Source organism: Enterobacter sp. GER_MD16_1505_Eko_090 (genome assembly GCF_003331015.1).
Classification (GTDB): domain Bacteria; phylum Pseudomonadota; class Gammaproteobacteria; order Enterobacterales; family Enterobacteriaceae; genus Enterobacter; species Enterobacter roggenkampii.
Genome location: NZ_PUQF01000010.1, coordinates 92145 through 114626 on the forward strand (window position 1 = coordinate 92145; position 22482 = coordinate 114626).

The 22482-nt window shown below is 53.4% G+C and carries 21 protein-coding genes; 12 read left to right on the top strand and 9 right to left on the bottom strand.

Going from position 1 to position 22482, the window contains the following annotated elements; genetic code table 11:
- The first annotated feature begins 64 nt into the window (after positions 1–64).
- From C6A40_RS13045 to C6A40_RS13060, 4 genes are all read left to right on the top strand, one after another.
- Positions 65–1060: an alpha/beta fold hydrolase gene (locus C6A40_RS13045; RefSeq protein ID WP_045335761.1), complete on the top strand. Its 996-nt coding sequence runs from the start codon at positions 65–67 to the stop codon at positions 1058–1060.
- A gap of 44 nt (positions 1061–1104) precedes the next feature.
- Positions 1105–1845: a response regulator gene (locus tag C6A40_RS13050; RefSeq protein ID WP_045335759.1), complete on the top strand. Its 741-nt coding sequence runs from the start codon at positions 1105–1107 to the stop codon at positions 1843–1845.
- Positions 1842–3143, top strand: a complete 1302-nt coding sequence (locus C6A40_RS13055) for an ATP-binding protein (protein WP_058657835.1) — start codon at positions 1842–1844, stop codon at positions 3141–3143. The genes C6A40_RS13050 and C6A40_RS13055 overlap by 4 nt, the downstream gene beginning before the upstream one ends.
- Positions 3144–3280: 137 nt before the next feature.
- Positions 3281–4471 (top strand): cytochrome c biogenesis protein/redoxin, encoded by a 1191-nt coding sequence (locus tag C6A40_RS13060; protein ID WP_045335754.1) that lies wholly within the window; start codon positions 3281–3283, stop codon positions 4469–4471.
- A 5-nt stretch (positions 4472–4476) separates the two neighbouring features.
- Here C6A40_RS13060 and tam read toward each other — a convergent pair whose 3' ends face one another.
- Complete coding sequence (gene tam, locus C6A40_RS13065) at positions 4477–5235, bottom strand: trans-aconitate 2-methyltransferase (RefSeq protein WP_008503216.1); 759 nt, start codon at positions 5233–5235, stop codon at positions 4477–4479.
- 438 nt (positions 5236–5673) lie between these two features.
- Here tam and C6A40_RS13070 point away from each other — a divergent pair, with 438 nt between their 5' ends.
- A complete protein-coding gene (locus tag C6A40_RS13070) occupies positions 5674–6312 on the top strand; it encodes an acyl-homoserine-lactone synthase (RefSeq protein ID WP_045335752.1) in 639 nt (212 codons plus the stop codon).
- Between the two features lie 14 nt (positions 6313–6326).
- Here the strand turns inward: C6A40_RS13070 and C6A40_RS13075 are convergent, their stop codons facing one another.
- Both C6A40_RS13075 and C6A40_RS13080 read right to left on the bottom strand, forming a co-directional pair.
- Positions 6327–7019, bottom strand: coding sequence for a helix-turn-helix transcriptional regulator (locus C6A40_RS13075; RefSeq protein ID WP_008503218.1), 693 nt, complete (start codon positions 7017–7019; stop codon positions 6327–6329).
- Positions 7020–7305: 286 nt separating this feature from the next.
- On the bottom strand, positions 7306–7890 hold the full coding sequence (locus C6A40_RS13080; RefSeq protein ID WP_045335749.1) for an NUDIX domain-containing protein: 585 nt from the start codon (positions 7888–7890) through the stop codon (positions 7306–7308).
- An 86-nt stretch (positions 7891–7976) separates the two neighbouring features.
- Between C6A40_RS13080 and C6A40_RS13085 the strand changes: the two genes are divergently transcribed.
- Complete coding sequence (locus tag C6A40_RS13085) at positions 7977–8750, top strand: DeoR/GlpR family DNA-binding transcription regulator (RefSeq protein ID WP_021242483.1); 774 nt, start codon at positions 7977–7979, stop codon at positions 8748–8750.
- Positions 8751–8809: 59 nt separating this feature from the next.
- Here C6A40_RS13085 and C6A40_RS13090 read toward each other — a convergent pair whose 3' ends face one another.
- Positions 8810–9181 carry a VOC family protein gene (locus C6A40_RS13090; RefSeq protein WP_023344151.1) on the bottom strand — a complete coding sequence of 124 codons (372 nt, stop codon included), beginning with the start codon at positions 9179–9181 and terminating at the stop codon, positions 8810–8812.
- Positions 9182–9275: 94 nt separating this feature from the next.
- On the bottom strand, positions 9276–9719 hold the full coding sequence (locus C6A40_RS13095; RefSeq protein WP_023292407.1) for a PACE efflux transporter: 444 nt from the start codon (positions 9717–9719) through the stop codon (positions 9276–9278).
- Between the two features lie 414 nt (positions 9720–10133).
- On the opposite strand from C6A40_RS13095, the gene C6A40_RS13100 reads away from it, so the two are divergent.
- From C6A40_RS13100 to C6A40_RS13115, 4 genes are all read left to right on the top strand, one after another.
- The gene (locus tag C6A40_RS13100) at positions 10134–11171 is read left to right on the top strand and encodes an aldo/keto reductase (protein ID WP_045335747.1); all 1038 of its coding nucleotides are present in this window, start codon (positions 10134–10136) and stop codon (positions 11169–11171) included.
- A 195-nt stretch (positions 11172–11366) separates the two neighbouring features.
- Positions 11367–12275, top strand: coding sequence for a LysR family transcriptional regulator (locus tag C6A40_RS13105; protein WP_114191294.1), 909 nt, complete (start codon positions 11367–11369; stop codon positions 12273–12275).
- A 160-nt stretch (positions 12276–12435) separates the two neighbouring features.
- Positions 12436–13401 (top strand): hypothetical protein, encoded by a 966-nt coding sequence (locus tag C6A40_RS13110; RefSeq protein WP_008503224.1) that lies wholly within the window; start codon positions 12436–12438, stop codon positions 13399–13401.
- Positions 13402–13416: 15 nt separating this feature from the next.
- Positions 13417–13986: a hypothetical protein gene (locus tag C6A40_RS13115; RefSeq protein ID WP_008503225.1), complete on the top strand. Its 570-nt coding sequence runs from the start codon at positions 13417–13419 to the stop codon at positions 13984–13986.
- Positions 13987–14027: 41 nt separating this feature from the next.
- Here C6A40_RS13115 and silA read toward each other — a convergent pair whose 3' ends face one another.
- Genes silA through C6A40_RS13135 form a run of 4 tightly spaced genes read right to left on the bottom strand, consistent with a single transcriptional unit; the run spans position 14028 to position 20190 of the window.
- On the bottom strand, positions 14028–17168 hold the full coding sequence (gene silA / locus C6A40_RS13120; RefSeq protein ID WP_045333735.1) for a Cu(+)/Ag(+) efflux RND transporter permease subunit SilA: 3141 nt from the start codon (positions 17166–17168) through the stop codon (positions 14028–14030).
- Positions 17169–17178: 10 nt separating this feature from the next.
- Positions 17179–18426, bottom strand: coding sequence for an efflux RND transporter periplasmic adaptor subunit (locus C6A40_RS13125; protein WP_045333737.1), 1248 nt, complete (start codon positions 18424–18426; stop codon positions 17179–17181).
- A gap of 11 nt (positions 18427–18437) precedes the next feature.
- Positions 18438–18776, bottom strand: coding sequence for a cation efflux system protein CusF (gene cusF / locus C6A40_RS13130; RefSeq protein ID WP_045333739.1), 339 nt, complete (start codon positions 18774–18776; stop codon positions 18438–18440).
- Between the two features lie 28 nt (positions 18777–18804).
- Positions 18805–20190: an efflux transporter outer membrane subunit gene (locus C6A40_RS13135; RefSeq protein ID WP_045333740.1), complete on the bottom strand. Its 1386-nt coding sequence runs from the start codon at positions 20188–20190 to the stop codon at positions 18805–18807.
- A 162-nt stretch (positions 20191–20352) separates the two neighbouring features.
- On the opposite strand from C6A40_RS13135, the gene C6A40_RS13140 reads away from it, so the two are divergent.
- Both C6A40_RS13140 and C6A40_RS13145 read left to right on the top strand, forming a co-directional pair.
- Positions 20353–21036, top strand: a complete 684-nt coding sequence (locus C6A40_RS13140; protein WP_008503517.1) for a copper/silver response regulator transcription factor — start codon at positions 20353–20355, stop codon at positions 21034–21036.
- Positions 21026–22480, top strand: coding sequence for a Cu(+)/Ag(+) sensor histidine kinase (locus tag C6A40_RS13145; RefSeq protein ID WP_045333742.1), 1455 nt, complete (start codon positions 21026–21028; stop codon positions 22478–22480). The genes C6A40_RS13140 and C6A40_RS13145 overlap by 11 nt, the downstream gene beginning before the upstream one ends.
- Positions 22481–22482: the final 2 nt, after the last annotated feature.

A 22482-nucleotide genomic window follows, 5' to 3' on the forward strand; every position in this document is an offset into this window, starting at 1 on the left:
ATATCCGCTATACATTGAGGTGTTGTGATATCCCCGTGAATTGTACTCAACCGGAGATACCAACATGTTCAGCAAACTTGCTTACTCAACCCTCGCACTGACCGTTTCGCTTGGCACCGTGATGTCCTGTCAGGCGGAAGCCACCGGCACGAATTTCGCGACCGCCTTTGATCATCCTCAGCAAATTAATGCAGGCGATCTGAACGTCGGTTATGTCGACATTGGCCCGAAAGACGGTCAGCCGGTTATTTTATTGCACGGCTGGCCCTACGATATTCACAGCTACGCCGAGGTTGCACCGGCTCTGGCGGCAAAAGGGTACCGGGTCATTGTGCCGTCTCTGCGCGGCTACGGTACCACGCGCTTCCTGTCAGCAAACACACCGCGCAACGGCCAGCCCTCGGCGATGGCGAAAGACATCGTCAACCTGATGGATGCACTGAATATCCGGCAGGCGGTATTTGCAGGCTATGACTGGGGCGCCCGGACGGCGGATATCGTCGCGGCGCTGTGGCCAGAGCGCGTAAAATCACTGGTGTCGGTGAGCGGGTATCTCATCAGCAGCCAGCAAATTGGCAAACAGCCGCTGCCGCCAAAAGCAGAGCAGCAGTGGTGGTATCAATTCTATTTTGCGACAGAGCGCGGTGCGGAAGGCTATGCCAAAAACACGCATGACTTTGCGCGCTTAATCTGGTCGCAGGCCTCGCCTGACTGGAAATTCAGCGACGCGGTCTTTAACGCCAGCGCCAAATCCCTCGATAACCCGGACCACGTCGCGGTGACGCTCAGTAACTATCGCTGGCGTTTAGGGCTGGAAAAAGGCGAGCGCAAATACGACCGCTACGAGCAAAAACTGGCCACGCTGCCGAATATCACCGTACCAACGATCACCATCGAAGGCGGTAACAACGGCGCGCCGCATCCGGCACCGCAGGCCTATGCAGCTAAATTTACCGGCAAATATGAGCACCGCACCTTCGGCGCAACCGTGGGGCACAATCCGCCTCAGGAAGATCCGCAGGATTTCTTTAAGGCGGTTATCGACGCGGATAAGCTGTGAAATGTGCTATTTTCAGTACGTTACCCTTCGGTCTGGAGAGTTCGGTGGAACATATTGACCACATCCTTGTCGTCGATGACGACAGGGATATTCGTGAACTGATTGTCGACTATCTCGTTAAGTCCGGTTATCGCGCCTCCGGCGCGGCGAACGGCAAAGAGATGCGTGCCGTGCTGGATAAACAGCATATCGATCTGGTAGTGCTGGATATCATGATGCCCGGTGACGACGGCCTTACGCTGTGTCGAGAGCTGCGCGTCGGGAAGTATAAAGATTTGCCCATTCTGATGCTGACCGCGCGCAACGAGGAGACGGACAGGATCCTGGGGCTGGAGATGGGGGCGGATGATTACGTCGTGAAGCCGTTTGTCGCACGTGAGCTACTGGCGCGCATTAAAGCGATTTTACGGCGTTTTCGCGCGATGCCGCCCAATTTACAGGTGACAGAAGCAGGGCGGCTGGTGATGTTCGGTGAATGGCAGCTCGATACCGTCGCTCGCCACTTAATCGACCCGGAAGGGGTGATCGTCGCGCTTAGCGGAGCGGAGTATCGTCTGCTGCGCGTTTTCCTTGACCATCCGCAGCGCGTGCTGACCCGAGACCAATTGCTCAACCTGACGCAGGGGCGAGACGCCGAGCTGTTTGAACGCTCAATCGACCTGCTGGTTAGCCGGGTTCGCCAGCGTCTCAATGAAGATGCCCGCACGCCCGCCTATATCAAAACCGTGCGCAGCGAAGGCTACGTCTTTACGATGCCGGTGACCATCAAAGAGGTTAACGAATGACGATCTGGCCGCGCTCGCTGCTGGCCCGTTTGCTGCTCGTCGTGCTGGCCGGTCTGCTGCTGGCTAACGCCCTGAGCCTGACGCTGGTCATGGTTGAACGCATGCACAGCGCCCGCACGGTGATGCTCGGTAATCTGGAAAACGATGTCGCAACCAGCGTCGCCATTTTAGACCGCTTACCGCCCAGCGAACGCGCCGCCTGGCTGCCGCGGCTTGAACGAGGTAACTATCGTTATATCCTGGGCACAGGGGAACCCGGCGCAGCGCCGACGGATCAGCGTTCGCAGGACGCCATCAGAACCTTAAAAGCGACGCTGGCCGCGCATTACCCGCTTAGCTTTACCGCCGTTCCTGGCGCCATTTCACATATTCAGGCCCACCTTACGTTACGCGATGGCGCGCCGCTGACCATTGACCTGATCCCACGCATGCCGCCCGTCGCCAGCTGGCTACCGGTCGTCCTCATCCTGCAGCTGCTCGTACTGGCCGTCTGCGCCTGGATCGCCGTGCGGCAGGTGGTACGGCCTTTTTCACACTTTACCCGTGCGGTGGATGCGCTGGATCCGGCGGCCAGCACGCCTATGACGGAAAAAGGGCCGCTTGAGGTGCAGCGGGCAGCGCATGCCTTCAACGCCATGCAGGCGCGCATACAGTCTTATCTCCGGGAACGCGCGCAGATCCTGGCCTCGATTTCTCACGATCTCCAGACGCCCATTACCCGCATGAAGCTGCGCGTCGAAATGGCCGGAGAGCCTGAACTTCGCGACAAGCTCCTGAACGACCTTGATAACATGTCTCGTCTGGTGCGGGAGGGCATTGCGTATGCCCGGTCATCGGAATCACTGGAGGAGACGTCACTGAAGCTGGAGCTGAACGCCTGGATCAACAGCATCGCCTGCGATTATCAGGACATCGGTAAAAACGTGCACTTTCAGGCAAGCGAAACCCGCTTGCCCATCGTCACGCGGCCGCAGGCGCTTCGCCGGGTGATGACCAACCTGCTGGATAACGCCCTCAAATTCGGCGAGCGTGCTGCGATTGCGATAGACGTTTCGTCGGACAGCGAGGTCATTATTCACATTATGGACGACGGACCGGGAATACCCGAAGCCGAGCTGGAGGCGGTTCTGCAGCCGTTTTATCGGGTTGAAACCTCGCGTAACCGCGATACCGGCGGGACAGGACTCGGCCTGGCGATTGCCGCGCAGCTGACCGCACAGCTGGAAGGAAAACTCAGGCTGGCGAACCGCGCCGGGGGCGGACTGGATGTCGCCATTACGCTACCGCGTCGTTCGTAGAATTGTACGGCTTTGTATCTCCCGGCCTGGGCGATACAGAGCCAGACAAAACCCACGCGTTTACACATACCCTGAACACATCCGCACGATGAAATAGCCTCACTGCAGTGTCGCAGGACATGTCATGTGAGGTCACTATGTTTCTGGTAATCGCTTTTCTGGGCGGGATGATAAGCCTGCTCAGCCCATGTACGCTCCCGGTTATTCCACTCCTGTTCGCCGGTTTCCAGGGGCAGCGTCGGCATATTCTGGCCCTGCTTGCGGGGATGATCGTGATGTTCACCCTGGTGGCAATGGTCGTCACCGTCGCCAGCGAGTGGATAACAGAGGCAACCATTGTCGGGCGCTGGATCGCGCTCGTCATTCTGGCCACCGCCGCGCTGGCCTTGATTTTCCCGTCTTTCGCCCAGCGTATTGCGGGACCGGCCGTCAGCGCGGGAAATGTTCTCAACAGCCGTAGCGGGCAAACGCGCGGAATGGCATCGGCTTTTCTGGCCGGGCTAGCGGTTGGGCTGCTCTGGTCTCCCTGCGCCGGGCCTATTCTGGGCGCGATTTTCAGCATTAATATTGCGGGGCATTCGGCCATCGCCACAGGCGCACTGCTTGCCGCCTATGGCAGCGGATGCGCGCTGATGCTGGGTCTACTCGTGTTCGGCGGACGCTCGCTGATGGCACCACTGAGAGCAAAATCGGCGCTAATGGCGAAGTTGCGTCAGGGTGCGGGGGTGGCGATGTTAGCGGCAGTCGTCATGAATGCGACGGGGATGACCTCGTTGCTGAAAGGCGCTAACGGCGTCGCAGACCGTCTTGAGACCGCGCTCTTAAGCCTGGCAAAACCCACAACCGCGACGGTGAAGCTCCAGCCGGTGGCAATCGCTGAGCCCAGTAGCCAGCTGCCTTCGCTAAGTGGTGGAACAGGATGGATAAACGGTGACCCTGTCACGTCTGAATCGTTACGGGGAAAGGTTGTACTGATTGATTTCTGGACGTGGGACTGCATCAATTGCCAGCATACGCTCCCCCATGTGCGGGAGTGGGCCACAAAGTACCAGCCGCAAGGTCTGGTGGTGATTGGCGTTCACACCCCGGAATATCCCTGGGAGAAACCGCTGTCGTCGGTTAAAAATGCGGTGAAGAAATGGCAACTGCCGTATCGGGTGGTGACGGATAACAACTATCAAATCTGGAATGCGTTCGGCAATCAGTACTGGCCTGCGCATTACTATTTTGATGCCAAAGGGCAGCTGCGCTATACCGCCTTTGGCGAAGGTGACTATGAGCAACAGGAAAAGGTTATCCAGCAGCTGCTCAAAGAAGCCCGCTCATAATCGGATCAGGGCTGGCGTTGAGCCACGATAAACAACCTTGGAAAAGCCAGCAGTATCTGCCCATTTTCCTGGAGTGGATACTGCTCTTCCAGCAGTTCATGGTAGCGTTTCAGGAACCGTTTCTGCTCGCTTTCGTTCAGTTCCTGAAGCCAGGGGCGCAGGCCGGTGGCGCTTACCCAGTCAATAATCGCCTGATGAGAACTCATTTTGTGATAATAGGTTGTCCGCCAGATATCCACGTCACAGCCAGCTTCAGACAGAATATCGTAATAAGCGTGTACGCCCGGCAGCGGTTCGCGGCCACGATCTGGGTAGTCTTGCTCCAGCGCCACTTCACGCATCGCCACATGGGTGGGTTCCAGCCAGTTATCAGGCATCTGGACCGCCAGCACGCCATTTAGCTTAAGCAGGGAGACTAGATGCGGCAGGAGATCGTAATGGTCCGGAATCCATTGCAGCGACGCGTTGGCATAAATCAGGCTCAGCGGCTGGCCGGGCGTGTACTGACGAATATCGGCCTCTACAAAATGGCAATCGGGTAAGGCGGCGCGTGCTTCCTCGAGCATGGCAGGGGAGTTATCGACCCCGGTGATGTGAGCAGAAGGCCAGCGATGCTTCAACAGCGCGGTGCTGTTTCCCGGTCCGCAGCCCAAATCCGCGATGGTAGCGGCCTCATCCAGAGGAACTCTGGCGAGCAGTTCTGCGGCCGGACGCGTTCTTTCTGCGCCAAATTGCAGGTAAAGAGAAGGGTTCCAGTCGGCCATTATCAATTCTCCGTTTTGCATGTTTCTGCAAGAATAGCACAGGCAGATGCCTGCAAAGCGGTAGTGGCGAGGGTGTTTGGCCAGAAGAAGCCAGCAGAGTCAGAAAATGAGGAGAGGTGCAAAAAATAATAAAACGGAAATATTACCCCTTAAAAGATTAAGGGGCAATACATTTATTGTAATTATTTTATGATTATTGTTTTTTAATATTTTATCGGCAAAGTGCTTCTTATGCTCTGTACCCGAAACTTTAAATATTAGATAATCATCGATGGGTATATCCCTGGTGTTTCGTAGGTCTTTGACCTCCTGGCCGCTTAGTTTTGCGAGAACTTCGTGGTCAGGTACTTTTTAAGTATAGGGAATATGCGGCACAATGAAAGCTGTCCTTAAAGACAGGTGATAATAGTTTCAGGTGTTATTATCAGGAACAAGAGCATGAATTCTGTCATTGAATTTTTTTTACACGACTACGATGATTTACCCTCAGCATTAGCGCGCGAACTTTACCGACTCCGGAGAAAAACGTTTCGGGACCGACTCGACTGGAAAGTGGAATGCGTCGAAGGTATGGAGAAGGATCAATTTGATTCCCATAACACGACATATTTACTGGGTATGTATGATGGACAGCTGTTATGCGGCGCACGATTTATTAACGCAACGCAGCCCACAATGATAAGCGAAATTTTTCATAATTATTTCGATAACCCCATTGTTTTTCCCGCAGATGTTCCTTGTTGTGAAGTGAGCCGTTTATTTTTAGATAAAGAAATACGAGATTCCGCAAGTCTGCATGGCGTGCCCGCCAGTAAAGCATTGTTTCTTGCAATGAATATTTATTGCATGAAGAACAACTATCATGGAATGTATGCTGTAGCCAGTCGTGGAATGTATGCCATATTTCGCCATGCGAACTGGAAAGTTGAAGTTATTCAGCGCGGTGTTTCTGAAAAAGGCGAGGTTATTTACTATATTTATATGCCCGCCAGCACCAGCATTATTGAAGACATTATTAGCAAAGACAAATCCAGTCACTGGCTTCGCGAAATGCTCGAGCACTTACGCCATTTATAACCAGTGGCTGAGGCTCAGTCCTCCAGTAACCGGAGTTCCGTTCCAAGTTTTATTGCGTGCCTTGCATTATTCACGCCGAGCTTTTTCATGATGTTGCCCATATGGAATTTAACGGTGCGCTCAGCAATAGACAATATAACAGAAATTTCTGCGTACGTTTTTCCGGCGCTGACCCATTTAAGGATTTGGCGCTCACGTGGCGACAGGAAAACATTCTTTTTCTGCTGATGTTGACTATACAGATTGAGTGTCTTCTGGTGTAACTGAACAAGGAAGCGTAGAAAATGCGGCCGATATTTTTCAATGTCAATCCCAGAATGCTTAGGACTGATGACGGATAAGACAACAAGATTATTCAAATAGTCATGCAGAGGAAACGTCTGTCCCTGATAAATATCATACTGAACACTTTCGTCGAAAATACGCGTCAGGTTATAACCATCTGACAGGACAACATCACTTTCCCAGAAAAAATCTTCCACACAGCGCAAAGCCCGAATGATAACAGGGTCAATGAACTGATATTTTTTTTCAAGGTAGATAGTAAACCACTCTGGACTGTTATTGATTATCCTCATCTGTGAGGGATCTTTCTTGTTCATAATGGCGTAGGCGAAGACGATCCCTTTGAAGTCCTCAAAAAACGCGTCCAGCTCACTCTGAATTTGCGTATTGATCGTTAAGTCGTTGTAATATGTATCCTTCACGTGAGTTGCTGCCTCCTGTACGAGTGGAGGAGCAAGTATAATATGCTTCGTTATCTGTAGCGAGTCGCATTTTAATCCAGTCAACAGATAAGACAGGCTGCCTCAACTGGCAGCCTCGTGAACGTTTGGGATTTTTGAATGGTAAATGCAGATGACTTAGGGAATTGTTGATGTTTTTATCGAATTTCGAAATCGTTCACTAAATATAGTAGGCTGCAAAATTTAGGAGGTTTTACGCTTTTCCCCCAGGTTCATACAAATTGAAATCAGGATTTAAACCAGTGGGTTACAGAATGCCTTTCAGGGCAATATGATAAAGCAGCATGATGGTTTTACCGTCGACAATCTTGCCGGTTTCAATGCGGCGTAATGCCTCTTCAAGCGTCATTTCCAGCACGTCGATATCTTCTCCCTCAGCCTTGATCCCGCCGCCGGCGCCGGTTCTGTCTTTCGGCTGATACTCGGCAAGATAAAAATAGAGTTTTTCCGTGACAGAGCCCGGGCTCATATAGGCTTCAAAGATTTTCTCTACGCGCGTAATGTGGAATCCGGTCTCTTCTTCCGCTTCTGCTTTGATGCGGCTTTCAGGATCCATGTTGTCCAGCAATCCCGCCGCCGCTTCAATTAAATCGTCCTCATGGCCGTTAATAAAAACAGGGAAGCGGAACTGGCGCGTCAGGATGACCGTCTTTTTCTCACGGTTGTAGAGAAGAATCGTCGCGCCGTTGCCACGGTCATAGACTTCCCGCTGTTGCCGCTGCCATTCGCCATCACGGCGCTGCAGGTCGAAGGTGTATTTTTTTAGGATGTACCAGTTATCTGACAGGGTTTCACTGTTAATGATGCGCACATCTGCACGTTTTGATTGCACGATTGTTCCTCCTTACGTAGAGTATTACTCATAAACAGCAACATCATGCACTTTCAAGGTGAAACATGCAACATCAGGAAAACAGGATGCTCACTCGTCAGCGAAAACAATTGATCCTTGAAAAGCTGGGTGCCGAAGGTCAGGTCCAGTCAAAAGCGCTGAGCATTCTTTTCGACGTCTCTGAAGACACTATCCGGCGCGATCTCCGCGAGCTGGCGGCAGAAGGGCGTTTGCAGCGTGTTCACGGCGGCGCACTACCGTCATCTTCCGCAATTGCTCCGTTTGCCGAACGACAATCCGTGAAGATGGATGCAAAAAAAAGGGTGGCCCGCAAAGGGGCACAGCTGATTTCATCAGGCCAGGTGGTGATTATCGACGGAGGCACGACAACCTCGGAGCTGATTACCTTTTTCCCGCCTGACTTGCGCATCACCGTGGTGACGCACAGCCCGAGTATTGCTCTGGGGCTTGTTGATCATCCTGCCATTGAGGTGATTTTGATCGGCGGACGGTTGTATAAACACTCGATTGTTGCGGTCGGCGCGGCGGCCATCGAAGGCATAGAGAATATTCATGCAGATCTGTTCTTTATGGGCGTGACCGGTATTCATCCGGATGCGGGGCTGACAACCGGCGATTTCGAAGAGGCATGCATCAAACGTGCATTTTCCGGCAGAGCCGCGGAAACGGTCGTTCTGGCGTCTCCGGAAAAGATCAACACCGCGTCGTCGTTTGTGATTGGCGATGTATCTTCAGTGAATACCATCATCGTTGAAGACGGTACAGATAAGGAGTGGATCCGCGCGGTATCGGAAAAGGGGGTATCCGTCGTGCTGGCCTCAGATCGTGACAGCCTCTGACAGCCAGCGACTGGCTGTCAGGATTAGCTTCTAAAATGTTCTCAAGCGAAATATTTGGGCTACCGACTTTCCGGCGCATGGCATACGGCTTCGATGTTATGACCATCAGGCGAGATGACAAAAGCGGCATAGTAATTTTCACCATAGGAACGTAGCCCCGGCTCACCGTTATCACGTCCGCCAGCGCCCAGCGCGGCATGGTAAAAATCATCTACCTGCTGACGGGTCTTGGCCACAAACGCCAGATGCAGAGGCGCCGGTTTGTCATTTGTCTGGAAAAGGCAAAGCGAAACGTCGCCAGAGCTCATCTCAACACCATAATCCGGCGCGCCTTCATCGACGAGTTCAACACCAAGCGGACGAAGCGCCTCGAGGAAGAAGGTTTTACTTTTTTCATAATCGCTGACGCCAAATTTCACATGATCAAACATTATCGACTCCTTGAAAGCGATAGAGAAATGAAGAGTATAGAAGGTGACAGGAGTCGAATATGAGCACAGGTGCGTCTATGTGACAGATATCTCGTTACATAGCAGACTGTTTCCGTCCAACAAACGTCCAGCGCAGGTAATCGTAAACCCAGTTAAACAGCATCGTGTACGGCAGGAAAAACAGTACCAAACCAATCTCAACAAAAAATGCCTCCGTCATCGTTAAATGCAGCATTACCATGGCCACAGGAATTAACGTGATGATAAGTCCGGCTTCGAAACAGGCCGCATGGAGCGCGCGGACGAGGAACGTTCTTTCAAACTGGTATTTTTTCTGAAGAGCGTCAAAGAATTTGTTAAACACAAAATTCCAGGCCGTGGCGGTAAGCGCGGATATCACGGACAGCGAGCCAGACTGGAGTACCGACACGTTCATCAGCCAGGCAAGCGACAGCGCGATGATAATGTTGGCCGTGACTTCAAAAATGACCGCGTGGAAAATCCTTTCTCTAAAGCTTTTATCTAATTCAATTTCCATAAGTTTACGGCAGCAGTGGGCAAAGGCTGAAGTATATCAAACGTCTTTCAACCATGTGTAAACGTAGACGTTGGGTCGTGCGGGGCCTCGACACAAATCATGCTTGAAAAGGTGGCTTCACATGATTCAATGGACCAGGTCAATCATGACCGCAGAAATGCAGATTTTGCCTCCACTTACGTTAGTACGTATAATGTATATTATGTTAAATGACATCTGATAGCTAATCACGAGCCGATACATCAATCTGTTATTAATTCTGACCACCCTCTCGCTTCTCGTCTTTCACTGTCGATAACGACGATTTGTGAAAAAAACTCAAAACACCATTCGATGGCGCATGCTGGTACCCTTCATGCCAGTGCAATAACCTGTCGCATACAGAATTGCTGGCAATAAAAGAAGGAACACCGAATGAAGTATGTGAATCTGGGTCGTAGCGGTTTGAAAGTCTCCCGTCTTTGTCTCGGTTGTATGAGCTATGGTGACCCCGAACGTTTGCCTCAACCCTGGTCCCTGGATGAAAAAGCGTCACGACCGCTCATCCGTCAGGCGCTTGAAGCAGGCATTAATTTTTTTGATACCGCGAATATCTACTCGGGCGGAAGTTCTGAAGAGATCACAGGAAAAGCGTTGAGAGAAATGGCCAGACGCGATGAGATCGTTGTGGCGACAAAGACCTTCTTTCCGTGGCGCAACTCACCCAATACCGGGTTTCTTTCCCGCAAGGCCATTTTTCAGTCTATTGACGATAGCCTGATGCGCTTAGGTATGGATTATGTGGATCTCTTTCAGATTCACCGTTTTGACCACTCCACGCCTGTTGAAGAGACCATGGAGGCTCTGCATGACCTCGTTAAATCAGGAAAAGTACGTTACATCGGCGCATCATCTATGGAAGCCTGGCGCTTTGCAAAAATGCAGCATACTGCTGAGCGTAACGGCTGGACTCGATTTATCACGATGCAACCGCAATACAACCTGCTTTACCGGGAAGAAGAGCGCGAGATGCTGCCCCTGTGTGAAGACCAGGGCGTTGGAGTGATCCCCTGGAGTCCGATGGCGCGCGGCAGGCTTACGCGCGACTGGAGTGTCACGTCCCGACGAACGCAAAACGATGCCTTTGCATTAAAAATGTACGAGAAGGCAGCCCTTCTGGATAAGCCCGTTATTGATGTTGTTGCCAGCATTGCTGAAAAGCACCATGTGCCAAGAGCCCATGTTGCACTTGCCTGGTTGCTATCAAAAACGGTCATCACAGCCCCGATCATTGGCGCGACCAAACCAGAACATCTTTCCACGGCTATCAGCGCACTGGACTTTACACTTAGCGATGCTGAAATCACGGAACTCGAGGCACTCTATCTGCCGCACCCCGTCGACGGGATCATTCCCCCGCTTCCTGATACGCCCCCTTCACTCACGCCGCCTTCAGCAATACAGAACCGTTAACACCCTTCCCTGGCCCGGCGTTGCCGGGTCTCATTCTTTTCAAGAATAACGAAGCACACCGTTTTCAGTGAGAGGCGATGAGTGGATTGACTTGTGAAAAAAATTCAGCAACGGATTAGCGCTAATCGGTCTATGGTGTATATCATTTCCGTATCAACGCAGTCGGGCGTTAAGGCACAAGGAAAAGGATTCTGTATGCAAATAAGCAGAGCTGATGTTGCCGATCTCATTTATTTCATGGCTATTGCACGTCATCGCAGTTTCAGCCGTGCTGCCATTGAATTAGGTGTCAGTGCATCAGCGCTTAGTCATGCCCTGAAGGGACTGGAAACCCGGCTCGGGGTTCGCCTGCTTAATCGCACGACCAAGAGCGTCACCCCTACGGCAGCAGGTGAAGAACTGGTTCAGTCTGTCCTTCAGCCTTTCGACATAATAGAAGGCGCATTTGAATCGCTTAACAAGTATCGTAATACCCCTGGCGGACGTATCCGCATCAATGCTGCCGTTGAAGCGGCCAATCTTTTGCTTGCGCCAGTTATGCCCGCGTTTATGGATCGCTATCCCGATATTGAAATCGATATTGTGGCCAGCAACCGTATGGTTGACGTCACTGATGCGGGCTTCGATGCCGGTATCCGCTATGGTGGCACCGTCCCGGAAGACATGGTTGCCCGGCGTTTATCTGCCGATATTCGCTGGATTATCGCCGCATCCCCAGACTACCTGGAACGTTACGGAACGCCTGAACATCCTGATGATTTATTACACCATCGTTGTATAAGCAATCGTCTCGGCGACGATCGGATTTATCGCTGGGAACTTGAGCGAGACGGCGAAACGTACCAAATCACTGTGCCAGGCTCTGTGACGGTCAATCAGGCTGAAACGGGCCTTGTGGCCGTCTTAGGCGGAGCCGGCCTAATGTATTTTCCGGAGCCTTTTGTTGCACCCTATGTGAAGGATGGACGGCTCCGCCTGGTGCTTACGGAATGGTCCCCGCTGGAGGAAGGTTTTTATATCTATTATTCAAGCCGCCGGCAACTGCCGACCGGGCTTCGCCTTCTGATTGAGTTCATACAGGAGGCCAGGCCGCTGGGGTTGTGAAATAGCGCTTCCATGCGGGACGATACGGGAACAGTTGTAGGAATCATTTGATCACCGAGTTAACGCTGCTATTATCAAAGTATTAATCTTCGAATCATAAATTTTTTCAATATATTACCCTGCTAATTAATAGTCCTCACGGAATGAAGGAGCTTCCTCGATGAACTTACCCGGTCAGCAGTCGCCTGACAGCACCCTTCCCTCTTATGATCTCTCGCGAAGCCTTGGCCTACAGGCCGGTGCAGATATCGATTTTAAAAAGCTGGCCGCACAGCTCGACTGCACGCGTAATTTTTACAATGTCGGCATCATTTTTGATGATGGCAAGCAACGCTGGCTGGTTCGCCCGTCTCGACGCATTGCTGATGTGAATCAGAGCACCGTCAGCCATGTAGTCATCAGTAAAATTCCGGATGCTAAGGAAATCAGTGCAGAAAAAGCTGTGGTTGCGACGCTAACTACTCCGTCACTTGCTACGGAAATTACCTCGACCGGTTTTGCCTGTGGCGCGATGATTGTTACGCTTGTCATGGCGTTTGGTGCCGGTGCGGCAGTACCGTTTACCGCTGGCGGGTCTGGTGTGATTGCGGCGATTAGTCTGTCCGGTACACTGGCTACGGGAGCGCAATGCATGATTGGCGCGGGCCGTCTGCTGGCTATCCATAACGACCATGGTTCCGATGTTGCATGGCTTGACAGCCAGGACTGGTACGTTGCCACCACGACAGTTCTGGATGTCATTTCGCTTGCTGCGGCAGGAACCGCGCTAAGAGGTACTTTAGAAACGTACAAGCTGATGAAAGCGGCGTCTTCAAGTAAAGTTACCGCCTGGTTCCAGAGCCTGAGCCGTGCCGAACGTAAGCGCATCACGGAAGAGATCATTAAAGCGCAGAATCCAGGTATCTCCAGTGCCGGGGTAAAGGCCGCGATCCGCGCAGGTGTTTATCCGAAACGTTTCCCAAGCGAATCGTTACAAAAATCACTGCAGCGCGAGCTGATGAGTGCGGTCAACAACGCATCGGCCTTTGTGGGGAGCTCACTCACTGGGACTATCCGCAATCCACAAAATACCGTCCAGTCAGGACGCTATGTAGTAGGTGTGCTGCAATCATTTTTACCTAACTGAACGCTGAGTATTTAAATGTTTAAAGTTTTAACCCGTCGCCTGCAACACTGTAACGAGGTGGCTACCAGCATAAGCAATACCTCCCCGACACAGCTGCAACAGCTAAAGACTCAGTTGGCTGAAGAAATGGGCAAACCTGTGGGTCTACACACCATGGGTATTCCGGCGGCAATCAGTACTCTCGGGGTAATTGTCAGCTTCGCGATTCCTCAGCTGTGGTTGGGCTATGATGTACTCGCCGCACTCGGCCAGCCAGCCGAACGCGTATTCGTGTGGGTTGTGCTGATCGCCCTCCTGTTCGCAAGCATCAACGGCGTGACGATGTTTATGATTGGCAAAGGCAGCATGCGCGCCGTGCGGTTACATCTTACGCTGGCGGTGATGAGTCTGGTATTAACGGCAGCCTATTTGCTGGCCGCGCTGAGCGGTAGCGCTGCTCCGGGCGTCAGTCTGACCGCTGCGATGGTGAGTACTGTCATGCTGGGGCTTAGTGGCAGCTGCATCTTCTCTACCGCTTTCTATAAGATGCTGCTATTTACTCTGCATAACAGAGCCTGGCGCAAACTGATCAGCAAGGCGCGCTAAGCATTCAACCCGTAAAAACCCGCCGCTACCGGCGGGTTTTTTTAAGGCTTTTTATGCCTGCGCAACCAAATTAACTTATACGCCGCAGGAATAATAAACAGCGATAGCAGCGGTGCCGTAATCATCCCGCCAATCATGGGCGCCGCTATCCGGCTCATGACTTCTGAGCCTGCCCCGGTCCCCCAGAGAATGGGCAGCAGACCGGCAATAATCACCGCGACGGTCATCGCCTTTGGCCGCACGCGCAGCACGGCGCCCTGATAAAGGGGGTCATCAAGCCCCTGTTCAGTGAACGTTTCGCGCTGGGACAGCGCCGGATGTGCTTCAACGGCATGACGCAAATACATCAGCATGACCACTCCAAACTCTGCTGCCACCCCGGCCAGGGCGATAAACCCGGTGCCGGTTGCCACGGACATATGGAAGCCCTGCCAGTACAGGAACCATATCCCGCCGACCAGCGCGAACGGCAGGCTCATCAGGATCAACAGGGCCTCATCCACGCGACGGAACGCCAGATAGAGCAGAACGAAAATGATCATCAGTGTCATCGGCACCATCAGCTTCAGTTTCTTGTTGGCGTGCTCAAGCAGTTCAAACTGCCCGGAGAATGACACGCTGGTACCCGGCCTGAGCTTCACGTTCTGGCTGATGGCCGTCTTAATGTCGTTCACCACCGACACCATATCCCTGCCGCGGGCATCGATATAAATCCAGCTCGCAGGCCGGGCATTCTCCGTTTTCAGCATCGTGGGGCCTGAAACAACGTTGATATCTGCCACATCACCCAGCGTAATCTGCTGTTTCATTGGCGTCAGGATCGGCATCTGCTTCAACGCGCTCGGGCTATTCCGGTAGTCCTGAGGATAACGAATATTAATCGGATAGCGGGCCACGCCTTCCACCGTTTCACCCACCGTCGCACCGCCGATGGCCGAGGAGACGAACAGCTGCACGTCGCCCACCGTCATTCCATAGCGGGAAGCTTTCTCCCGGTTGATATCGACATCGATGTAGCGCCCGCCTTCCAGACGTTCTGCCAGGGCAGACACCACGCCCGGCACCGTTTTGGCTACCGCTTCAATGCTTTGCGCCGTGGCGTCGATATCAGCCAGAACGGTACCAGACACCTTGATGCCAATCGGGCTTTTAATCCCGGTCGACAGCATATCAATGCGGTTGCGAATGGGCGGAACCCAGAGATTCGCCAGACCGGGCAAACGAACGGTCTTATCAAGCTCCTCAACGATCTTGTCAATCGTCATCCCGGGACGCCACCGATCCTCAGGCTTAAGCTGAATGGTGGTTTCCACCATTTCGAGCGGCGCGGAATCCGTTGCCGTTTCGGCTTTGCCGGCCTTGCCGAAGACAGAGGCCACTTCAGGGACGGTTTTTATTAACTTGTCCGTGGTCTGTAACAATGCCGCCGCTTCTGCCGGAGAGACGCCGGGCAACGTCGACGGCATATACAGCAGATCGCCTTCGTTGATCTTCGGTAAAAACTCGCCGCCTACCTGGCTCAGGGGCCAGATCACCGTGAAGATGGATAAGGCCGCAACCAGCAGGGTTGTTTTGGGCCAGTTGAGCACCCGAATCAGCAGCGGATGATAGGCGTTAATCAGCAGCCTGTTCAGCGGGTTACGGGTCTCGGCGGGGATTTTACCCCGGATCCAGAATCCCATCAGAATGGGGATCACGATGATGGCCAGCGCGGCCGCCCCTGCCATGGCGTACGTTTTGGTGAAGGCCAGCGGACCAAACAGCCGCCCTTCCTGCCCCTCAAGGGTAAAGATGGGAATGAAGGATAAAGTGATGATCAGCAAGCTGATAAACAGCGCCGGTCCAACCTCTACAGAGGCGTTGGTAATCACCTTCCAGCGGGTGGCGTTATCAATCTGCTCTCCCGGGTGCTGGTGATCCCACTCTTCCAGCCGCTTATGCGCGTTCTCAATCATCACGATGGCGGCATCCACCATCGCGCCGACGGCGATGGCAATGCCTCCCAGCGACATTATATTGGCGTTCAGCCCCTGGAAATGCATGACGATAAAGGCAATACACAGGCCAAGCGGCAGAGAGATAATCGCCACCAGCGCCGAGCGAATGTGCCAGAGGAACAGCGCGCAGACGATGGCCACCACGATAAACTCTTCGAGAAGTTTGCTGCTCAGGTTATCAATGGCCCGGTCGATGAGCTGGCTGCGATCGTAGGTGGTCACAATCTCAACGCCCTCCGGCAGGCTGGCCTTCAGCGTCTCCAGCTTGTCTTTTACCGCCGTAATGACCTCGCGCGCGTTTTTACCCGAACGCAGGATCACCACGCCGCCCGCCACTTCACCCTGCCCGTTCAGCTCGGCAATACCACGGCGCATTTCCGGCCCCGTTTGTACGCGGGCAACATCACGCAGGTAAATCGGCACACCGTTCTCACCGGTTTTCAGGACGATGTGATTGAAATCATCGATGGTCTGCAGATAGCCGCTGGCCCGCACCATATATTCCGCTTCCGCGATTTCTACGGACGATCCCCCCGCTTCCTGATTAGACGATTCAAGGGCCTGCTTAACTTCCGGCAGGCTGACGCCGAACTGCGCCAGCTTTAACGGGTCAACCTGAATCTGATACTGCTTCACCACGCCGCCAACGGAGGCCACCTCAGCCACGTTCGGGATTGTTTTCAGCTCAAATTTAAGGAACCAGTCCTGCAATGATCGCAGCTCGGCGAGATCGTGTTTTCCGCTGCGGTCCACCAGCGCATACTCAAATATCCAGCCTACGCCCGTGGCGTCCGGGCCGATTTCGGAACTCACGCCGGCGGGGAGTTTGCCCTGAACCTGATTCAGGTACTCCAGCACGCGCGAGCGGGCCCAGTACAGATCGGTCCCGTCTTCAAAAATAACGTACACATACGAATCACCAAACTGTGAAAAACCGCGCACGGTCTTCGCGCCAGGAACCGACAGCATGGTGGTAGTGAGTGGATAGGTCACCTGGTTTTCAACAATCTGCGGGGCCTGGCCGGGATAGCTTGTTTTGATAATCACCTGAACGTCAGACAGATCGGGCAAGGCATCGACCGGGGTGTTGATGATGGTCCATGTCCCCCAAACGCTGAGAAACAGCGCGCCCATCATCACCAGGAAACGGTTGGCGACCGAACGCCGGATAATCCATTCAATCATCATCGTCTCCTTAATGGCCTGAATGCGCGTCGTCAGCGGCTTCAGCGTGGCGCATGCGCTCCAGCGCGCCGGTAATATTGGCCTCCGAGTCAATCAGAAACAGACCGCTGACCACCACCGACTCCCCCTCTTCCAGTCCGGTACCAATGCCGGACTGCTGCTGTGATTCATGCAGAACGTGGATCCTTTTCGGTACAAACTTCCCGTTCGCATCAACGATAATAACGCGCTGTTCTTTCCCGGTATCGATAACGGCCTGAGACGGAATGAGCAACATTTCCTGACTTTGGGTATTCAGCTTCAGGTAGGCATTCATGCCCGGTTTCAGCAGTTCATCCTTGTTGGAGACCTGCAGGCGCACCTGCAGCGTACGGGTGGTTTGATCCACGCTCGGCAGAAGACGCCATTTTTCAACCGGGAAGGATTTACCCGGATAAGCCGGTACCGAAACAGTAAACTGCGAGGTATCTTTCAGCAGATAAGCAATGGATTCAGGAACCGCCGCGCCGATCCAGACCGGATCCATCCCCTGAATCTGCGCCACCACCTTCTCTTTGGAAATATTCATTCCGGTGCGCAGGTCAAAGGCCGTGATCACCCCGTCAATGGGCGCCTTGATGGTAAACCGGGTCTGGATAGTACGGGTCGCACGCAGCCGCTGAATATCGTCATCCGGCATACCCGCCAGGCGCAGACGCTCCAGAACGCCTTTTATCTGCGTGGGCGTTCCGCCGGTGCCGGAAAGCAGGAGGAACTCGCTCTGCGCTTCGACCCAGTCCGGAATGGTGATATCAACCAGCGGCGTGCCTTTTTTCACCTTATCGCCAATCGTCAGCGGGTACACTTTTTCAACGAACCCTTCCGCACGCGCCTGCACAATGACAAACTGATAGTCGTTATAGCTGACGTTGGCCGGGATCGTCTGGGCATAATTCAGCTTTCCGCGCGTCACTTTTTGCGTTTTTAATCCCAGGTTCTGAACCTGGGTCGGATCGATACGGATACCGTCACTGTTTTTATCATTCTCATCGGCATATTTCGGCACCAAATCCATATCCATAAACGGTGATTTACCGGGCTTATCGAATTTCACGTCAGGTTTCATCGGGTCATACCAGAAAAGCACCGTTCTTTCAGAAACGCTATTTTCTGTTTTTTCAGATGAATGAAGAGCCTGCCAGGCCGTCACCGATATCAGCCCTCCTGCAATAAGGCTGCCGACTATCATGGCAGCGTATTTTATTTTTAATGAGGCCATGCCGTTTCTCGCTATTTAATGCTCTTGAGTAAAGAGAGATTGCCCTGCTGAACAAACGAGAAATTCACGTGGCTGCCGACTTTTAAGGCAGTAATACTCGCGTCGGCCTGCATAAAAGTAAAACGCATGGTCATCGCGGGCCAGCCAATTTCCGGGATGGCTTCGTGAGAAATCGTCACTTTTTTATTCGTGAGATCAATATCCTTCACAATGCCGGTCCCGGTGATAACCTGCTGTGAGGCACTTTCGCTGGCAGCGCTCATCGCCTCGTGCTGATGAACCTCAGCCTGAAGACCGGCAGAAAACATAATGATTGCACCAAATACGACGGCGTTAAGTGAATTGCGCATGTTTAATATCCTTTTTAATTAAATGAGGTTATTCGGCCCAACCGCCGCCCAGCGCGGTGAAGAGGTTAATTTCATTAACCTGCCGGGCATAAATAAGGTCGAGAATATTTTGCTGCGTGGAAAACAGCGACCGTTCCGCGTCTAATACTTCGATATAGCTCACCGCACCGCTGGTATATAATCCTCTGGCTCGCTGCAGGGTAATATTTAGCGAATCAAGATACCGTCCTTGCGCAGCAAGCTGCTGGTTGAGGCTGTCCCGCAGCGCGAGCGCGTCGGCAACCTGCCTGAAGGCAGCCTGTATTTTTTGTTCGTAATTCACAACCGACTGCTGCTGACGAATTTCAGCCAGCTTCAGGTTGGCCTTATTCCTGCCCGCATTAAAAATCGGAAGCTCAATTTTGGGGATGAAATTCCACATCCCACTGCCCGCGGTAAACAGGCTGGATAATTCCGTACTGCCTGTTGAAAGCCCGCTGGTCAGGGTAATTGACGGGAAAAAGGCGGCACGCGCGGCGCCGATATTCGCATCGGCCGCGTTAAGCTGATGCTCCGCCTCCATAATATCCGGGCGCTGCAGCAGTATCGCTGAAGAAAGATGGGGCGGGAGTTTTACCGGCGCAATATCGCGGGCGTTCATTCCGCTGTCGCCCGGCAATCCGCGATAGGTGCCGAGGAGCAGCTGCAGAGCATTGTTGGCCTGCGCCAGCTCCCCCTCTCGTTTGGCAATCTCTGCCTGCGTGCTTTCGATCTGTCCCCGGGCCTGTTCCAGCGCCAGCACGTTGGTGCTCCCCGTCACCAGCTGCTGCTCAACGAACGCATAGGAGTGCTGGTAATTAGCCAGCGTATCCCGCGCGATGCGCAGCTGTTTATACGCCAGCTGCTGGTTGAAATAGCTCTGCGACACGTTAGAGACGAGCAGAATATGCACCGCGCGACGGGCCTCTTCGCTGGCGAAATAGTTTTGTCGGTCGGCCTCGCTCAGGTTCTTCAGCTTGCCGAAAAAGTCGAGTTCGTAGCTAAGCGCAAGACCGGCGTCGTACTGCCGTGAGGTCGGGTTGTCACTTTTTAGCCCGCCGCTGTACGTGATACTTGCGGATCCATTCAACTGCGGATAACGATCTGCCTCCGTCACGTTGAACTGCGCCCGGGCCTCTTCAATCTTCAGGGCGGCCATTTTGATATCGCGGTTGTTTTTCAGGGCTTCTGTAATCAATCCAGCTATCTGAGGGTCGACGAAGAAGTTGCGCCAGCCGGTGTCCTGATACCCGGCCGCCGCGGGCGTCAGGCCGTTGCGCGAGAGCGAAAACTGCCGGGGTACCGGTGATGCCGGGCGCGGGTAGTCAGGCGCCAGCGAGACGCAGCCTGCCAGGATAAATACCGTAGTGATGCTGAGTCGTTTTAACAGGAACATAGCGGTTCAAATCAAGTCCAGAGGATTTTTAGGGCTACTCTACTGAACGCATCCTGTTTGACCGGTGACAGGATAATGACAATGTTGTCATTTATGGCGTAAGTCATTGTTAACGATCGCGGGCTCACTAGAATGTCATCAGCAGCCAGTCTGGGGAGCAAGATGAAAATACTGATCGTTGAAGACGAAATGAAAACCGGGGAATACCTCAGCAAGGGGCTGACGGAAGCGGGGTTTGTCGTGGACCACGCGGATAATGGCCTGACCGGGTACCACCTCGCCATGACCGCGGAATATGACCTGCTGATTCTGGATATCATGCTGCCCGACGTGAACGGCTGGGATATTGTCCGCATGCTTCGCTCTGCCGGCAAAGGAATGCCCATCCTGTTACTCACGGCCCTCGGGACGATAGAGCACCGGGTTAAAGGGCTTGAGCTGGGCGCGGATGATTATCTGATTAAGCCTTTCGCCTTTGCGGAACTGCTCGCCCGGGTCAGGACGCTGCTAAGACGCGGAAATACGGTGATCGCGGAAAGCCAGCTTCAGGCGGCTGACCTGACGGTTGACCTTGTGTCGAGGAAGGTCAGCCGGGCGGGCAATCGCATCCTGTTAACCAGCAAGGAGTTCAGCCTGCTGGAGTTTTTCATGCGTCATCAGGGCGAGGTGCTGCCCCGCTCCCTGATTGCCTCGCAGGTGTGGGATATGAACTTTGACAGCGACACGAACGCAATAGATGTGGCGGTAAAGCGCCTGCGCGCAAAGATCGATAACGATTTTGAACCCAAGCTGATCCAGACGGTACGCGGCGTAGGCTATATGCTGGAGGTGCCGGATGCCCGTTAAGCCCCTCCGACGCCCGTTCTCGCTTGCGCTGCGGCTGACCTTTTTTATCAGCCTCTCCACCATACTGGCCTTCTTCGCCTTTACCTGGTTTATGCTGCACTCCGTTGAGAAGCACTTTGCCGAGCAGGATATCAGCGACTTACAGCAGATTAGCAGCGCAATGCATCGCATCCTCCAGTCTCCGGCCGATCCCGACCAAAAGAAAATCAACAAGCTCAAAGAGTCGGTCGCCAGCTACCGCAACGTGGCCGTCCTGCTGATGGATCCGCAGGGCAATACCCTGTTCAGCTCGGCGCAAGGCGCGGCATTGCGCCCGGCGATGAACACAGCGAACTTTAGCGAACACCGTCAGGCACAGGATGTGTTTCTCTGGACGGTAGAAGACCCGGTCAAGCCTATGCATGCCGGGTCCGACATGAAAATGGAAACGTACCGGATTATCGCCTCCTCAGGCAGGGCAACGCTGCAGGGCAAAACCCAGGACTACGTCATGCTGATCGGGCTCTCGATTAATTTTCATCTCCACTACCTTGAGGCGCTGAAGAAGAATCTTTTTGCCATTGCCGCGGCGATCAGCCTGCTGATTGTGCTGGTGATTCGTATCGCGGTGCGCCAGGGACACTTGCCCTTGCGTAACGTCAGCACCGCCATTAAAAATATCACCTCCGAAAATCTGGATGCGCGACTGGAGCCGTCCCGCGTGCCCGTTGAGCTGGAACAGCTGGTGATCTCCTTCAACCATATGATTGGGAAAATTGAAGATGTCTTTACCCGGCAGGCGAATTTTTCCGCCGACATCGCGCATGAAATCAGGACGCCCATCACCAACCTGGTGACGCAAACGGAAATCGCGTTGAGCCAGAACCGCTCCCAGAAAGAGCTGGAAGATGTCCTCTACTCCAGCCTGGAAGAGTACAACCGGATGACCCGCATGGTCAGCGACATGCTCTTCCTGGCGCAGGCGGATAATAATCAGCTCATCCCGGATCGGGTGATGTTTGATTTAAGCGCCGAGGTGATGAAAGTCTTCGATTTCTTCGAAGCCTGGGCGGAAGAACGCCACGTCTCGCTGAAATTTAACGGGATGCCCTGCCTGATAGAAGGCGATCCGCAGATGTTCAGAAGAGCAATCAATAATCTGCTCTCCAACGCCCTGCGCTATACGCCGGAAGGGAAAACGGTAACGGTCTCCATCAGAAAACGGGATAACGACGTTGAGCTGGTGACAGAAAACCCCGGCACGCCGATCCCACAGGCGCATCTGCCAAAGCTGTTTGACCGTTTTTATCGCGTCGATCCGTCCAGGCAGCGTAAGGGCGAAGGCAGCGGGATTGGGCTTGCCATCGTGAAGTCCATCGTCACCGCGCACCACGGAAAAGTCCGCGTGGAATCGGATGCGGTGTCGACGCGCTTCATCCTCACCGTGCCGGGGAAAGTGCTCTGAGC

Bases quoted from the DNA above. Each gene is read 5' to 3' on its own strand.
- C6A40_RS13090 (WP_023344151.1), bottom strand. From the start codon at position 9,181: ATGTTTGATCATGTGAAATTTGGCGTCAGCGATTATGAAAAAAGTAAA.
- C6A40_RS13100 (WP_045335747.1), top strand. From the start codon at position 10,134: ATGAAGTATGTGAATCTGGGTCGTAGCGGTTTGAAAGTCTCCCGTCTT.
- C6A40_RS13145 (WP_045333742.1), top strand. From the start codon at position 21,026: ATGCCCGTTAAGCCCCTCCGACGCCCGTTCTCGCTTGCGCTGCGGCTG.
- tam (WP_008503216.1), bottom strand. From the start codon at position 5,235: ATGGCCGACTGGAACCCTTCTCTTTACCTGCAATTTGGCGCAGAAAGA.
- C6A40_RS13085 (WP_021242483.1), top strand. From the start codon at position 7,977: ATGCTCACTCGTCAGCGAAAACAATTGATCCTTGAAAAGCTGGGTGCC.
- C6A40_RS13140 (WP_008503517.1), top strand. From the start codon at position 20,353: ATGAAAATACTGATCGTTGAAGACGAAATGAAAACCGGGGAATACCTC.
- cusF (WP_045333739.1), bottom strand. From the start codon at position 18,776: ATGCGCAATTCACTTAACGCCGTCGTATTTGGTGCAATCATTATGTTT.
- C6A40_RS13095 (WP_023292407.1), bottom strand. From the start codon at position 9,719: ATGGAAATTGAATTAGATAAAAGCTTTAGAGAAAGGATTTTCCACGCG.
- C6A40_RS13060 (WP_045335754.1), top strand. From the start codon at position 3,281: ATGTTTCTGGTAATCGCTTTTCTGGGCGGGATGATAAGCCTGCTCAGC.
- C6A40_RS13115 (WP_008503225.1), top strand. From the start codon at position 13,417: ATGTTTAAAGTTTTAACCCGTCGCCTGCAACACTGTAACGAGGTGGCT.
- silA (WP_045333735.1), bottom strand. From the start codon at position 17,168: ATGATTGAATGGATTATCCGGCGTTCGGTCGCCAACCGTTTCCTGGTG.
- C6A40_RS13045 (WP_045335761.1), top strand. From the start codon at position 65: ATGTTCAGCAAACTTGCTTACTCAACCCTCGCACTGACCGTTTCGCTT.
- C6A40_RS13055 (WP_058657835.1), top strand. From the start codon at position 1,842: ATGACGATCTGGCCGCGCTCGCTGCTGGCCCGTTTGCTGCTCGTCGTG.
- C6A40_RS13105 (WP_114191294.1), top strand. From the start codon at position 11,367: ATGCAAATAAGCAGAGCTGATGTTGCCGATCTCATTTATTTCATGGCT.
- C6A40_RS13125 (WP_045333737.1), bottom strand. From the start codon at position 18,426: ATGGCCTCATTAAAAATAAAATACGCTGCCATGATAGTCGGCAGCCTT.
- C6A40_RS13070 (WP_045335752.1), top strand. From the start codon at position 5,674: ATGAATTCTGTCATTGAATTTTTTTTACACGACTACGATGATTTACCC.
- C6A40_RS13135 (WP_045333740.1), bottom strand. From the start codon at position 20,190: ATGTTCCTGTTAAAACGACTCAGCATCACTACGGTATTTATCCTGGCA.
- C6A40_RS13110 (WP_008503224.1), top strand. From the start codon at position 12,436: ATGAACTTACCCGGTCAGCAGTCGCCTGACAGCACCCTTCCCTCTTAT.